Origin of the sequence: Phocaeicola faecicola, assembly GCF_013618865.1 — a bacterium.
In the GTDB taxonomy this organism is placed as follows: domain Bacteria; phylum Bacteroidota; class Bacteroidia; order Bacteroidales; family Bacteroidaceae; genus Phocaeicola; species Phocaeicola faecicola.
Window position 1 is genome coordinate 1 of sequence record NZ_JABSOE010000009.1, and the last position, 14227, is coordinate 14227.

General features: G+C 48.0%; 12 protein-coding genes. 5 read left to right on the plus strand and 7 right to left on the minus strand.

Features of this window, described 5'->3' with window-relative positions; translation table 11 throughout:
• Positions 1 to 150 precede the first annotated feature (150 nt).
• The 5 genes from H3001_RS04060 (at position 151) to H3001_RS04080 (ending at position 4294) form a co-directional block, all read left to right on the plus strand.
• Positions 151 to 579, plus strand: coding sequence for a DUF6078 family protein (locus H3001_RS04060; protein WP_181214141.1), 429 nt, complete (start codon positions 151 to 153; stop codon positions 577 to 579).
• A gap of 277 nt (positions 580 to 856) precedes the next feature.
• Complete coding sequence (locus tag H3001_RS04065; protein WP_178243838.1) at positions 857 to 1267, plus strand: hypothetical protein; 411 nt, start codon at positions 857 to 859, stop codon at positions 1265 to 1267.
• A gap of 117 nt (positions 1268 to 1384) precedes the next feature.
• Positions 1385 to 1843, plus strand: coding sequence for an Lrp/AsnC family transcriptional regulator (locus tag H3001_RS04070; protein ID WP_178243836.1), 459 nt, complete (start codon positions 1385 to 1387; stop codon positions 1841 to 1843).
• A 3-nt stretch (positions 1844 to 1846) separates the two neighbouring features.
• On the plus strand, positions 1847 to 2158 hold the full coding sequence (locus tag H3001_RS04075; RefSeq protein WP_178243834.1) for a DUF4491 family protein: 312 nt from the start codon (positions 1847 to 1849) through the stop codon (positions 2156 to 2158).
• A 222-nt stretch (positions 2159 to 2380) separates the two neighbouring features.
• Positions 2381 to 4294, plus strand: coding sequence for a heparinase II/III family protein (locus tag H3001_RS04080; RefSeq protein ID WP_181214142.1), 1914 nt, complete (start codon positions 2381 to 2383; stop codon positions 4292 to 4294).
• Between the two features lie 136 nt (positions 4295 to 4430).
• Here the strand turns inward: H3001_RS04080 and H3001_RS04085 are convergent, their stop codons facing one another.
• The 7 genes from H3001_RS04085 to nusA form a co-directional block, all read right to left on the minus strand.
• Positions 4431 to 5645, minus strand: a complete 1215-nt coding sequence (locus H3001_RS04085) for an aminotransferase class V-fold PLP-dependent enzyme (protein ID WP_181214143.1) — start codon at positions 5643 to 5645, stop codon at positions 4431 to 4433.
• Positions 5646 to 5660: 15 nt separating this feature from the next.
• Positions 5661 to 7004 carry a Fe-S cluster assembly protein SufD gene (sufD, locus tag H3001_RS04090; protein WP_178243829.1) on the minus strand — a complete coding sequence of 448 codons (1344 nt, stop codon included), beginning with the start codon at positions 7002 to 7004 and terminating at the stop codon, positions 5661 to 5663.
• 2 nt (positions 7005 to 7006) lie between these two features.
• Positions 7007 to 7759 (minus strand): Fe-S cluster assembly ATPase SufC, encoded by a 753-nt coding sequence (gene sufC, locus H3001_RS04095; RefSeq protein WP_178243828.1) that lies wholly within the window; start codon positions 7757 to 7759, stop codon positions 7007 to 7009.
• Positions 7760 to 7780: 21 nt separating this feature from the next.
• A complete protein-coding gene (sufB, locus tag H3001_RS04100) occupies positions 7781 to 9232 on the minus strand; it encodes a Fe-S cluster assembly protein SufB (protein WP_181214144.1) in 1452 nt (483 codons plus the stop codon).
• Positions 9205 to 9738 (minus strand): CvpA family protein, encoded by a 534-nt coding sequence (locus H3001_RS04105; protein ID WP_178243824.1) that lies wholly within the window; start codon positions 9736 to 9738, stop codon positions 9205 to 9207. The genes sufB and H3001_RS04105 overlap by 28 nt, the downstream gene beginning before the upstream one ends.
• 125 nt (positions 9739 to 9863) lie before the next feature.
• Positions 9864 to 12806 carry a translation initiation factor IF-2 gene (gene infB, locus H3001_RS04110; RefSeq protein ID WP_178243822.1) on the minus strand — a complete coding sequence of 981 codons (2943 nt, stop codon included), beginning with the start codon at positions 12804 to 12806 and terminating at the stop codon, positions 9864 to 9866.
• 160 nt (positions 12807 to 12966) lie between these two features.
• Complete coding sequence (nusA, locus tag H3001_RS04115; RefSeq protein WP_178243820.1) at positions 12967 to 14226, minus strand: transcription termination factor NusA; 1260 nt, start codon at positions 14224 to 14226, stop codon at positions 12967 to 12969.
• Position 14227 lies beyond the last annotated feature (1 nt).

Below are 14227 nucleotides of genomic sequence, written 5' to 3' on the forward strand. Positions count from 1 at the left end.
AAGATGATTATGAGCCGATTTAATTTTATGAGAATTAAATTTAGAATTATCGGAGCTGTATGCGGTGAAAGTCGCACGTACAGTTCTTAATGGGGAAAGCGGCAGCAATGCCGCCGACCTACATAACAACCTTAAACTATTGATTATCTTATGGATAAAAACTATGACTTTACTGCAGTACCACACGGATATGCACTCTGCCTCTATCCGTCTTGTACGCATTCCGAAAAATGCATCCGTCATTTGCTTACCTCCCATCTGCCGTCCGACATGGAATATCTCAGTATCATCAACCCGAAATGCACAGGCACGGACTGCCGGTATTTTGCCCCCGACCGCCAGGTACGGTATGCCCGCGGATTCACCCGGATCTTTGACGAAGTACCTTTTGCCAAAGTGAGAGACATCCGGCAAATCCTGCTCCGCAGATACGGAAAAGAGTTATATTACCGCTACCGGAGGGGAACTTATCCGATTCCGCCGAAGGAACAGCAGTACATTGAAACAGTGTTCCGGACTCAGGGACTTACCCATCAGCTGAGATTCGACAGTTATGAGGATAATTACGAATGGAGATAAACGCTGGTGGAAATAGAAACGAACGAAGATAAATACGAACGAAGATAAATAAAGGAGTCGGACATTCGGTCTGGGGAAACAATCCAAGATTATCATGGGGAGGAAACTCCAGTTTCACAATTATGCAACTCAAGTTTCACTTCCAGGAAACAAAAGTTTCATCATCGTGCTACTTCCACGAGGAATTCCTGTGGAGAATCCGGAAAATCTTCTTAATTTTGGCAGGCAGGTTTCCAACAACTGCAGCATTGAATACTTACTTATATATTGTCACATTATGCTTGAACGCGACTATATCATGCGGCTCATCCTTCAATTTTTCGAGGCACTGGAGAAACTGAAGGAGGAACGGGAAAAAGGAAAGGAAGAGGCGACCTTGCAACAGGATACCGGCAGTATGTACCGGTGCTACTTCCAGCAGTCGGAACGCTTCTTCTACGAACAGGATGTCCCCTTCATCATGCATTATCTGGGGACGGCCTTTCCTCCTCAGGAATTGCTGCAACGCATAGAGATACTGGCCGAACTGTTTTATTTCGATGCCTCATTAAAAAAATCAGACGCCGAAAGAAACAGCCTGCTCAAAAAAGCGCTTGAACTTTTACAGTACCTGGATACCCACAGCAATACTTTTTCACTGGAAAGACGGCAGAAAATCAGGGAAATCAGCGAGACGATATACCAATAGACGGATTTCTGCAGAAAATCGAGTTAAAATTCATGTTTTTTCTTATAAAATGTACGATTAGAAAAAAAGTTTTTCTATATTTGCTTACAAAATGATAATAACAAGACGTTAATTCATATGGAAAAGATTGATAATCTCGACAAGCAGATTCTGGAAATCATCTCCCAGAACGCACGTATTCCTTTCAAGGATGTAGCTGCCGACTGCGGTGTATCGCGTGCAGCTATTCATCAGCGCGTACAAAGACTGATCGACTTAGGCGTCATCATCGGTTCTGGATACCATGTAAACCCCAAGAGTCTGGGATATAGTACCTGTACTTATGTGGGTATCAAGTTGGAAAAAGGATCAATGTACAAGAGTGTGGTAGCCGAACTGGAAAAGATTCCTGAAATCGTGGAATGTCATTTCACTACCGGTCCTTACACCATGCTGACCAAACTGTATTCTACTGACAATGAGCATCTGATGGATTTGCTGAACTCAAAGATTCAGGAAATTCCGGGAGTGGTGGCTACGGAAACACTGATTTCGCTTGAGCAAAGTATCAAGAAAGAAATCCCTATCCGTAAATAGTCTATGGAATGGCTTGACACTTATCACATCGGCGGTCTGGTCATCGGAATCTGCACCTTCCTGATCATCGGCATTTTCCACCCTATCGTGGTCAAGGCCGAATATTACTGGGGCACGAGGTGCTGGTGGTGGTTCCTGATTGCCGGTCTGGCTGGAGTAGCCGGTTCGGTCATGGTAAGCGATATCCTGGTTTCCAGTCTGCTGGGAGTTTTCTCTTTCTCGTCTTTCTGGACGATTAAGGAAATATTCGAACAAAAGGAAAGAGTGAAGAAAGGATGGTTCCCAATGAACCCGAAACGCAAGGATGAATATTAAATTCCGGATACCGATACAGTATCATATAAAAAACGTCAGTGAAAACTGGCGTTTTTTGTTTTTTATCTCTTCCTGAAAGCTTTCTGCAGACATCCCTGAAATTGTTTTGCAGACGAAGCACCGCCGGTTTCCGGACAGCCTCCGTTTTTATTCTCCAGCCATGACGGATGTATCAAAAATATTTTATAACATTGTACAATAATTATTTTAAAAGGACTAAATATGAAGATTTCCCAAAAACTTGTGGCAATTGCCTTGTGTGCATGTTTGTATGCGCCCACACAGACTTATGCCTATTCTGAAAGGAATATCCTGCAAAAAGAGTTTGTGGCCGATTCTCTCCGTGCTTATCTCGTACCCGGTCAGAAATGGGTAAAATATCCGGCCTATGCCGACCGGACAGGCTGGGACAACCTTTTCGGACAGAATAAGGAGAAGGTCATCAAGAACGGTGAGAAATTTCTGAACTATGAATGGAAGGTAGTCAAGGCGAGTGACTACCTGGAATATGAAAGAAGCGGAAACCGGAAGGTGATGGAGAATCCTTTTGATGCCAACAACCAGGCCATCGTGCAACTGCTGTTTGCCGAACTGGCGGAAGGTAAGGGGCGGTTCATGGACCAGCTGATCAACGGGGTGTTCCATTCGTGCGAAATGACTTCCTGGGCACTGTCGGCCCACCTGGTACGCCAGCCCGACGGACGTTCACTCCCGGCATACGACTATGATATGATTGACCTGACAGCGGGCGACCTGGGTAATATGCTTTCGTGGGTGTATTATTTCATGCACGAGTCGTTCGACAAGATCAACCCGGAAATTTCACGCCGGTTATACCATGAACTCGACAAACGGATCATGGTGCCTTATCTGGAGGACGATTCGTTCTGGTGGATGGCGGTCAACTATAAGGACGGGGACATGATCAACAACTGGAACCCGTGGTGCAACAGCAATGCGCTGATGACGTTCATGCTGCTGGAAAACGATACCGACCGACTGGCCAAGGCGGTGATGAGAAGCATTGAATCGGTAGACAAGTTTATCAATTACGTGCATCAGGACGGTGCCTGCGAAGAGGGGCCTTCGTACTGGGGACACGCTTCCGGAAAACTGCTCGACTATCTGGTACTGCTGTCGGATATTACGGGTGACAAGATCAATATCTTCGATAATCCTCAGATCCGGAACATGGGAGAATATATCTCGAGAAGTTACGTAGGCAACGGATGGGTGGTCAACTTTGCCGATGCTTCGGCCAAGGGAGGAGGCGACCCGTACCTGATTTTCCGCTATGGAAAGGCTATCCAGAGCCAGGAACTGCTGGCCTTTGCGGGTTACCTGAATACCGGTAAGGGAATCGGACTGAAAAGCCGGGATGTGTACCGGATTCTGGAAGCGTTCCAGGTAGACCGGGAGCTGCAGCAGATGAAGGACCCGCGAAAGAGCCCTGACTATACCTGGTATCCGGAGACAGAGTTTTACTATGCACGGAAGGGAAAGGCTTTCTTTGCCGCAAAGGGAGGTTATAACGACGAGAGTCACAACCACAACGATGCAGGTACCTTCTCTTTGTGGGTCAACGATACTCCGATGCTGATTGACGCCGGAGTGGGAACCTATACCCGTCAGACCTTCAGTTCGGAACGATATACCATCTGGACCATGCAAAGCAACTATCACAACCTTCCGCTGGTCAATGGGGTGCCTCAGAAATACGGACGCAAATACAAGGCAAAAGTGCTAGATGCCGCCAACGGGCGCTTCAGCGTGGACATTGCGGGAGCCTATCCGGCAGAAGCGAAAATCAAGGAATGGAAGCGTTCTTATCAGGTTAAGGGCAACCGCCTGGACATCCGCGACCAATTTGAACTGACAGAGGCCTCTCAGCCCAACCAGGTCAACTTCCTGACATGGGGAGAGGTACAGTTGGAAGAAGGTCAGGTTACGATTCAGGTAAACGGACAGAAAGCCGTCCTGAAGTTCGACGGAAAGGCATTTGAGGCAAAGAAGGAAAGCATTGCCCTGACCGACCCGAGATTGTCGAATGTATGGGGTAAGGAAATCTACCGGATCTCACTTACCGCCAAGCAGGTTGCGGATAAGGGAGATTACCGCTTTACCGTCAGCTACTGATGCGGCACCTGCTGCTGCGACAGTGATGCACATCAGACAGCAGCCATGCGGATGACATAAAAAAAGACAGCTCCGGAAGTTCTTTTTCATACTTCCGGAGCTGTCTTTTTTATGAGATGTAAACAGGATCTCTGTTTCAGAACATTCGGCTTACCCGTTCAATACCTGCTACCAGTGCATCGGCTTCTTCCTTGGTATTGTATATACCGAATGAAGCCCGTACCGTACCCTCGATGCCCAAACGGCGCATCAGCGGTTCTGCACAATGATGACCGGTGCGGACAGCTATGCCCAGACGGTCGAGCAAGGTACCCATGTCAAAATGGTGGATATTACCTACCAGGAATGAAATCACTCCTCCCTTATGGGCAGCCTCACCGAAGATACGCATGTTCGGTATCTCCTTCAGACGCTGCATGGCATAAACCGTCAGTTCATGCTCGTAGGCTGCAATCTGGTCCATTCCGATGGCTGATACATAATCCAAAGCCTTGGCCAGTGCCGTCGTACCAATGTAATCCGGCGTTCCCGCTTCAAACTTGAAAGGAAGCTGGTTGAAAGTGGTCTTTTCAAAACTTACATTCTGAATCATCTCACCCCCTCCCTGATAAGGAGGCAGCTTGTCCAGCCAGTTCTCCTTGCCGTATAACACACCGACTCCAGTAGGACCATATATCTTATGTCCGCTGAACACGTAGAAATCGGCATCCAGGTCCTGTACGTCGACCGGCATATGCGGAATACCCTGGGCACCGTCAATCAATACCGGTACCTGATGGGCATGAGCCATCTCAATGATCTGCTTCACCGGATTGATGGTTCCCAGCACATTGGAAACATGGGCTACAGAAACCAGCCGGGTACGCGGAGAGAAAAGTTTCTCATATTCATTCAGCAGGAGTTCCCCACGGTCGTTCATCGGAATCACTTTCAGTACAATTCCCTTGCGCATGGCCTGAAGCTGCCAGGAGACGATGTTGCTATGATGCTCCATGACGGAAACAATGACCTCATCTCCCTCCTTCATCTGACTTTCCACAAAGGAAGAGGCTACCAGATTGATGCTCTCCGTAGTGCCCCGGGTAAAGACAATCTCATTGGTGCTGCCGGCATTGATGAAGCGACGTACCGTTTCCCGCGAAGCTTCGTGCAAATTGGTAGCCTGCTGCGACAGGAAATGTACCCCCCGGTGTACGTTGGCATTGACCGAATAATACTCCTCTACTATGGCATCGACCACACAGCGTGGTTTCTGTGTCGTGGCTCCATTATCCAGATATACCAGCGGCTTGCCGTATACCGTACGTGACAATATCGGAAAATCTTCTCTTATTTTGTTTACGTCGTACATAAGCTATCGATTATTTTATTTACAAATGGCGCAGCCCTGACACTTGTTCAACTCACCGCGGAAACGTTTCTCAACCAGCAGGTGCAGACGGTCTTTCAAAGCGTCCATACGGATATTGTCGATGACTTCGTTGACGAAGGCAAACATCAGCAACAGGCGGGCTTCCTTCAGACTGATACCACGCTGCTGCATATAGAACAGTGCATTTTCATCCAGTTGACCTACGGTTGCTCCGTGTGAACACTTGACATCGTCAGCATAAATCTCCAGCTGCGGCTGGGTGTACATACGTGCCTCACGGGTAGCACAGATGTTGCGGTTCGTCTGCTGAGAAGAAGTATGCTGGGCTCCTTCGCGTACCAGTACCTTACCGGCAAACGCTCCGATGGCCTGATCGTCGAGCACATACTTGAAAAGCTCATTGCTGGTACAGTCGGATACCCGGTGGTCAATGAACGTATGGTTGTCTACCTGTTCGTTTCTGTCGGCAATGGCCATACCGCACAGGTTGACTTCAGCTCCCCTTCCTGACAGGTATACTTCCGTAGTGTTGCGGGTAGTACCGTTGTGCAAGGTCATGCCGTTGAGCAGCACGTTACTGTTTGCCTGCTGGTCGACATAGAGGTTACTGAACCGTACCGTACTGTTATGCGTTTCCTCCAGTTCATAAAGATCGAAGACTGCATTCTCTCCTACATAGGCTTCGATGACCTGAGTAGAAAGGAAATTCACTTCGTCCATGGCATGGTCGCAGATAAGCAGACGAGCCTGTGCGCCGTCTTCCACGACAATCAGCAAGCGGCGGTTGACCATAAAGTCCACATCCGCACGCAAGATATTCACCAGCTGGATCGGACGTTCCAATATCGTATTCTTAGGAATGTACATCAGTACACCGTCCTGTGCAAACATGGTATTGAAAGCAGTGACCGCATCCTTTGATGTATCCGCCAGTTTACCATAATATTTTTTCACCAGTTCGGGATGCTGCTCAGCCATATCCTTCAGGCTGCCGAAGATCACTCCTTCAGGCAACTGTGCAGAAGGATGATCGTGCTTGTCGAAAGCATCATTGACCACAAAGTACAGCGAAGTACTCATGTTCGGCACGTCACACTTGAACACCTCATAAGGATTCACCGGAATGTTCAGCCGGTTCAGGTTCAATCCGTAATCGGGAGCAAAGAACTTGCTCACATCCGTATACTTATACTTTTCCTGCTTGCGCGTAGGGAAACCCAGCCGTTCGAAATCGGCAAAAGCTCTGGCACGGGGTACATTCAGCACCTCGGCACTGTGCTTGCAGATCATCGCCTCGCACTGCGTGAAAAGATCGATATATTGCTGTTCTACTTTCATGATTATTCTCCCAGTTCTTTCTTAATCCAATCGTAACCCTTTTCTTCCAGTTCCAAAGCCAGTTCCGGTCCGGCAGTCTTTACAATACGTCCCTTGTACAAGACATGTACGATATCCGGCTTGATGTAATCGAGCAGACGCTGATAGTGAGTAATCACAATGCAACTGGTTTCGGGAGTCTTGAGCTTGTTCACTCCTTCGGCTACGATACGAAGGGCATCGATATCCAGTCCGGAATCGGTTTCATCCAGGATGCTCAGTTTCGGCTCCAGCATGGCCATCTGGAAAATCTCATTCCGTTTTTTCTCTCCACCCGAGAAGCCCTCGTTGACAGAGCGATTGGCCAGTTTGCTGTCCAGTTCCACAATCTCTCTCTTCTGGCGCATCAGCTTCAGGAACTCGCTTGCCGACAATGCAGGAAGTCCCTTGTATTTACGCTGTTCGTTGACTGCCGCACGCATGAAATTCACCATGCTTACCCCAGGAATCTCTACCGGATACTGGAAAGACAGGAACAAGCCCTCATGGCTACGGTCTTCGGCGCTCAACGCCAGCAGGTCCTTGCCTTCGAAAGTCACCGAACCTTTTGTCACTTCATAAGCAGGATGTCCCACCAGCACGTTACTCAATGTACTCTTACCAGACCCGTTCGGTCCCATGATTGCATGTACTTCTCCGGCCTTAACCGTCAGGTTAATACCCTTCAATATCTCTTTGCCATTAATGGTGGCATGTAAATCTTTAATTTCTAACATAATCTTCGATTAAGCTTTATTTTATCCTACACTTCCTTCCAGAGAGATAGAGAGCAACTTCTGTGCCTCTACGGCAAATTCCATCGGAAGTTTATTCAATACTTCTTTCGCATATCCGTTTACGATCAGTCCTACTGCATCTTCGGTAGAAATACCACGCTGGTTGCAGTAGAATACCTGGTCTTCGGAAATCTTGGAGGTAGTGGCCTCGTGTTCCACCACCGCTGTCTCATTGTGGATATCCATGTAAGGGAAGGTATGCGCTCCACACTGACTTCCCAGCAACAGTGAGTCACACTGGCTATAGTTGCGCGCATTGTCGGCCTTCTCAGCCACACGTACCAGACCACGGTAAGAGTTCTGGCTCTTTCCGGCACTGATACCCTTGCTCACAATCGTAGAACGGGTATTCTTGCCCAGGTGAATCATCTTGGTACCCGTATCTGCCTGCTGGTAGTTGTTGGTCACAGCCACCGAATAGAATTCGGCAGTCGAATTGTCACCGCTCAGGATACAGCTCGGATACTTCCAGGTTATCGCAGAACCGGTTTCCACCTGTGTCCACGACAACTTACTGTTCACACCCTTGCAGTTTCCACGCTTGGTCACGAAGTTGTATACACCTCCCTTTCCTTCCGCATCACCCGGATACCAGTTCTGTACGGTAGAATACTTCACCTCCGCACGGTCGAGCACCACAATCTCCACAATGGCGGCATGCAACTGATTCTCGTCGCGCATAGGTGCCGTACATCCTTCCAGGTAAGAAACATAACTGTCGTCGTCTGCCACAATCAGCGTACGCTCAAACTGACCGGTATTGGCCGCATTGATACGGAAATAAGTGGACAGTTCCATCGGGCAGCGGACGCCCTTCGGAATATAGACAAACGAGCCGTCACTGAACACAGCCGAATTCAGCGCAGCGAAGAAATTATCCCTGTAGCCGACTACCGATCCCAGGTATTTCTTCACCAGGTCCGGATGCTCACGTACAGCCTCACTCATGGAGCAGAATATGATACCCTTCTCCATCAGCGTTTCCTTGAAGGTAGTCTTTACCGAAACCGAGTCCATGACCGCATCCACAGCCATTCCACTCAGTGCCATCTGCTCCTCCAACGGAATACCCAGCTTGTTGAAGGTCTTCAATAACTCCGGATCGACCTCCTCCATGCTCTTCGGTCCTTCCTTCTTCTTGGTAGGGTCGGCATAATACGAGATTGCCTGATAATCAATTTCAGGAATCTGCAGATGTGCCCAGGTAGGCATCTCCATGGTCAGCCAGTGGCGGTAAGCCTTCAGGCGGAACTCCAGAAGCCATTCCGGTTCCCCCTTCTTGGCCGAGATCAGACGTACCACGTCCTCATTCAGCCCCTTTTCTATAATATCTGTATGCACATCCGTAGTGAAGCCATACTTGTACTTCTCCTGCGTCAGTTCTTTTACATATTTATTGGGTTCCTCTTGCATATTTCAGTATCTATTAGTTGTTTAGTAACATTCTTTACAGTCGGGAAAAAAACATTGGAAAACTCCCCTATCGGATAATATAACACAGAAGCCTTCTTTACGGTTCGTGTAATTAAGGTATCTTTTGAATCTATATATTCTATAAAATGAATCGCGATGCCCACCAGCAGCAGAAATTTCAACGCTCCGACACCTGCTCCCAGCATCCGGTTGACAAATCCCAGGTGCACCACCTCAATCACCCTTGTCAATACATTTCCCAGCAACAGAAACAATACGGGAACAATGATCCAAATCAGTATAAAAGCCAGTACCTGTGCAAACGTCAGTGAAGTATCCAGTTCGGCAGCCAGTTTCTCACCTACGGCCACAAACATGGCCCGGGCAATCAGCAGGCCCGCAATCAGTCCCACGATAGAAGCCAACTGCTTGATGAGGCCCTTCATGAAGCCCAATATCGCCCCCAGACCTACGACAATCAGAATAATCCAGTCAAGTTCCGTCATATCATTACAAAACAAGTAATGCCATTCTGAACAAGCTCAATGGATCTGTACTGCATCCTCTTCCGCATCCACAGATCCTTCGCCATGCTCAGGATGACATTACCTTTTATCCGATTAAAACCCCGTTACAAGGTTTGTTTTACTTCAATTTCCTCATAAGTTTCAATCACGTCTCCTACCTTCAAGTCATTGCAGTTAGTCAGACTGATACCGCACTCAAAGTTAGTAGCCACTTCCTTCACATCATCCTTGAAGCGCTTCAACGCATTGATAGAACCGGTAAATACCACGATACCGTCACGGATCAGACGAGCCTTGTCGGAACGTTTTACCTTACCAGTCTTTACCATCGCTCCGGCTACCATACCGACCTTGCTGATGTTAAATACCTCACGCACTTCGATAGTAGCAGTTACCTGTTCCTTCAAAGTCGGAGCCAACATACCTTCCATGGCCGACTTCACCTCCTCGATGGCATCGTAGATGATAGAATACTTACGGATATCCACACCTTCCTGTTCAGCCAGCTTGGCCGCATTGCTGGAAGGACGTACCTGGAAACCTACGATAATGGCATCCGAAGCCGCAGCCAGTGACACATCCGATTCTGAAATCTGACCGACACCCTTGTGGATTACATTCACCTGAATCTGCTCGGTAGACAACTTGATCAGTGAGTCGCTCAATGCCTCTACCGAACCGTCCACGTCACCCTTGACAATTACATTCAGTTCATGGAAGTCTCCCAAAGCCAGACGGCGTCCCACTTCATCCAGCGTAAGCATCTTCTGCGTACGCAGACCCTGTTCACGCTGCAACTGCTCACGCTTGTTGGCAATTTCACGTGCTTCCTGGTCGGTATCGAATACGTGGAAGGTATCACCTGCAGCAGGAGCCCCGTTCAATCCCAGGATCAGTACCGGTTCAGCCGGACCTGCTTCTTTCAGGCGCTGGTTACGTTCGTTGAACATAGCCTTTACCTTACCGTATGAAGTACCTGCCAGTACGATATCTCCGACATGCAATGTACCGTTTGATACCAGTACCGTAGCCACATAACCACGTCCCTTGTCCAAAGACGATTCGATGATGGATCCGGTAGCCTTGCGGTTCGGATTGGCCTTCAGGTCGAGCATTTCCGCTTCGAGCAATACCTTTTCCAGCAACTCCTGTACGCCGGTACCCTTCTTGGCAGAAATATCCTGCGACTGGTACTTACCGCCCCACTCTTCCACCAGGAAGTTCATGGCAGCCAGTTCCTCCTTGATCTTGTCCGGATTGGCATTCGGTTTATCCACCTTGTTGATAGCGAACACGATAGGTACACCCGCTGCCATCGCATGATTGATGGCCTCTTTTGTCTGAGGCATCACATTGTCATCGGCAGCCACAATGATGATTACCACATCGGTTACCTTCGCACCACGGGCACGCATGGCAGTAAACGCCTCGTGTCCCGGAGTATCCAGGAAGGTAATGCGTCGTCCATCCTCCAGTTTCACATTATACGCACCGATGTGCTGAGTGATACCACCCGCTTCACCGGCAATTACATTTGCCTTACGGATGTAGTCCAGCAACGATGTCTTACCATGGTCAACGTGTCCCATGACGGTCACAATCGGTGCACGAGGCTGCAGATCCTCTTCTGCATCCGCCTCCTCTTCAATGGCCTGAGCCACTTCAGCGCTGACATATTCAGTCTTGTAACCAAACTCTTCGGCTACCAGATTGATGGTTTCTGCATCCAGACGCTGGTTGATAGATACCATGATACCGACACTCATACAAGTAGAGATAACCTGTGTCACGGAAATATCCATCATGCTTGCCAGTTCGTTTGCAGTAACGAACTCGGTCAGCTTCAATATCTTGCTTTCTTCCTGTTCCAGTTCCTCCTGTTCCAGCTGACGGTTCTGGATAGACTCACGTTTTTCCTTACGGTACTTAGCCGCCTTGTTCTTACCCTTGTTGGTCAGACGAGCCAAGGTTTCCTTCACCTGCTTAGCCACATCCTCATCGCTCACCTCCGGTTTCACTACCGGCTTCTTCAGGCGATCCTTACCGTGCTTATTATTCGGTTTGCCACCCTTGTCTCCGCGTGGAGCATTGTTACCTCCACCGTTATTGCCGGCAGCACTGATATCTACCCTTTCCTTATTGATACGGTTGCGTTTCTTCTTTCCACCCTCACCGGCAGCATCCTTGTCACCCCGGTCATCACTCTTGCGGATTTCCTTGATGATGGCATCCTTCATCTGCTTCCGCTGCTCCTGACGCTGCTTGTCCTTTTCTTCTCTTTCCTTACGCTTTTCCTCCTTCGATTTCTTCTTAGGACGCGTAGACTGGTTCAGGGCAGCCAGGTCAATCTGGCCTACCACATTAATTTTAGACTTAAATTCGGTCGGACGAATTTTAAAAACTTCACTTTCCTGATTCTGCTGGGTTTGTGTTTCTTGGGTCTCTTTCTTTTCTTCCATCACCTCTGATTTCAAATCTTCTGCCTTTTGTTCCGGCTGTATCTGTTCTTGTTTCACACTCATTTGAGGTTGCTGTTCGTGCTTTTCTGCCACAGGTGCCGACAGAGCTTCTTCCACAGCCTCTCTGTCATGCTGAGCATCCACACGAGGTTCTGCCGCAACCGGTTCCGGCGCGGTCACAGCCTCTGCTTCCACCTCTTTTTCTTTTACAGGCTCCACCACAGCCGGTTTTGCCTTTTTCCTATTCAAACCGTCCAAGTCAATTTTGCCCACAGGCTTAAATTTGGGACGTATATCATCAGGCACCACTGTCTCCACCACTTCCGGCTGCTTGGTCTCCATCTGAAGATCCTCGATGGAAACAGAGGCCTTGTTACGATCTTTATTCTGCCGTTCCTGGAAAATTTTTTCAGACTCTATTTTCAAATCCTTGTCTTTGCTAAACTCTTTCACAAGTGCAGCATATTGTTCTTCCGTAATCTTAGCATTAGGATTAGCCTCAATAGCATATCCTTTTTTCTGCAAAAAGTCCACTACTGTAGCAATCCCCACATTCAAATCTCTTGTTACTTTGTTCAGTCTAATCATAAATTTCTAAGTTTTTTAATAGAGTCCGTAATCTCTGCCTTTCTCAACCGCTCATACATCTTCTCATTTTCCAAAGGCAGAAGTTGAAAAAATTTTAATCATCTCACACACCAATACGGTTTGCCTGTCAGGCATCCAACCATACCTCTGCAACAAGATACTAATTTTCCTCGAACTCTGCTTTCAATATTCTCAACACATCATCTACAGTGTTCTCTTCCAAATCCGCTTTTTCAATCAGCATTTCACGCGGAGCGTTCAATACTCCCTTGGCTGTATCAATACCGATACTCTTGATTGCATTGATAACCCACTCGTCAATTTCATCCTTGAATTCATCCAGATAGATATCCTCATCCATCGCAGCCTCATCCAGTTCACGGTATACATCGATGGTATACTCAGTCAGCATACTGGCCAACTTGATGTTCATACCGCCCTTACCGATAGCCAGAGACACTTCCTCCGGTTTCAGATACACTTCAGCCTTCTTTTCTTCCTCGTGCATTACGATAGAAGAAACCTTTGCAGGGCTCAGTGCACGCTGGATGAACAGCTGGATATTCGAAGTATAGTTGATTACGTCGATGTTTTCATTACGCAACTCGCGCACAATACCGTGGATACGAGAACCCTTCACGCCTACGCAAGCTCCTACCGGATCAATACGTTCGTCATACGATTCTACCGCAATCTTGGCACGCTCACCCGGGATACGTGCAATCTTGCGCAGCGTAATCAGTCCGTCATTGATTTCAGGTACTTCCTGTTCAAACAGACGCTGCAGGAACATCGGAGAAGTACGGCTCAGGATAATCTTAGGATTATTGTTGCGGTTGTCCACACGCGCTACCACCGCACGTACGGTTTCACCCTTGCGGTAGAAATCGCCCGGAATCTGTTCTGTCTTCGGAAGCAACAGTTCATTGCCTTCGTCATCCAGCAACAGAATCTCCTTTTTCCAGATCTGGTATACTTCGGCAGCCACCACAGTACCTACCTTGTCGATATACTTGTTGTACAGACTATCCTTTTCGAGTTCCAGGATCTTGGATGCCAGCGTCTGACGCAGGTTCAGAATGGCTCTACGGCCGAACTTTTCGAAAATTACCTCATCAGTCACTTCCTCACCCACCTCATAAGAAGCATCTATCTTACGCGCTTCTGTCAGTGAAATCTGCAAGTTTGGATTAGTCAGTTCTTCATCAGCCACGACCTCCCGATTGCGCCATATTTCGAAATCCCCCTTATCCGGGTTAACAATTACGTCATAATTCTCATCCGTTCCGAACATTTTCGCAATTACACTGCGGAATGATTCTTCAAGGACGCTCACCATTGTAGTACGGTCGATATTCTTCAAATCTTTAAATTCCGAAAACGTGTCAATCAAACTGACAGTTGCTTCTTTCTTCGCCATA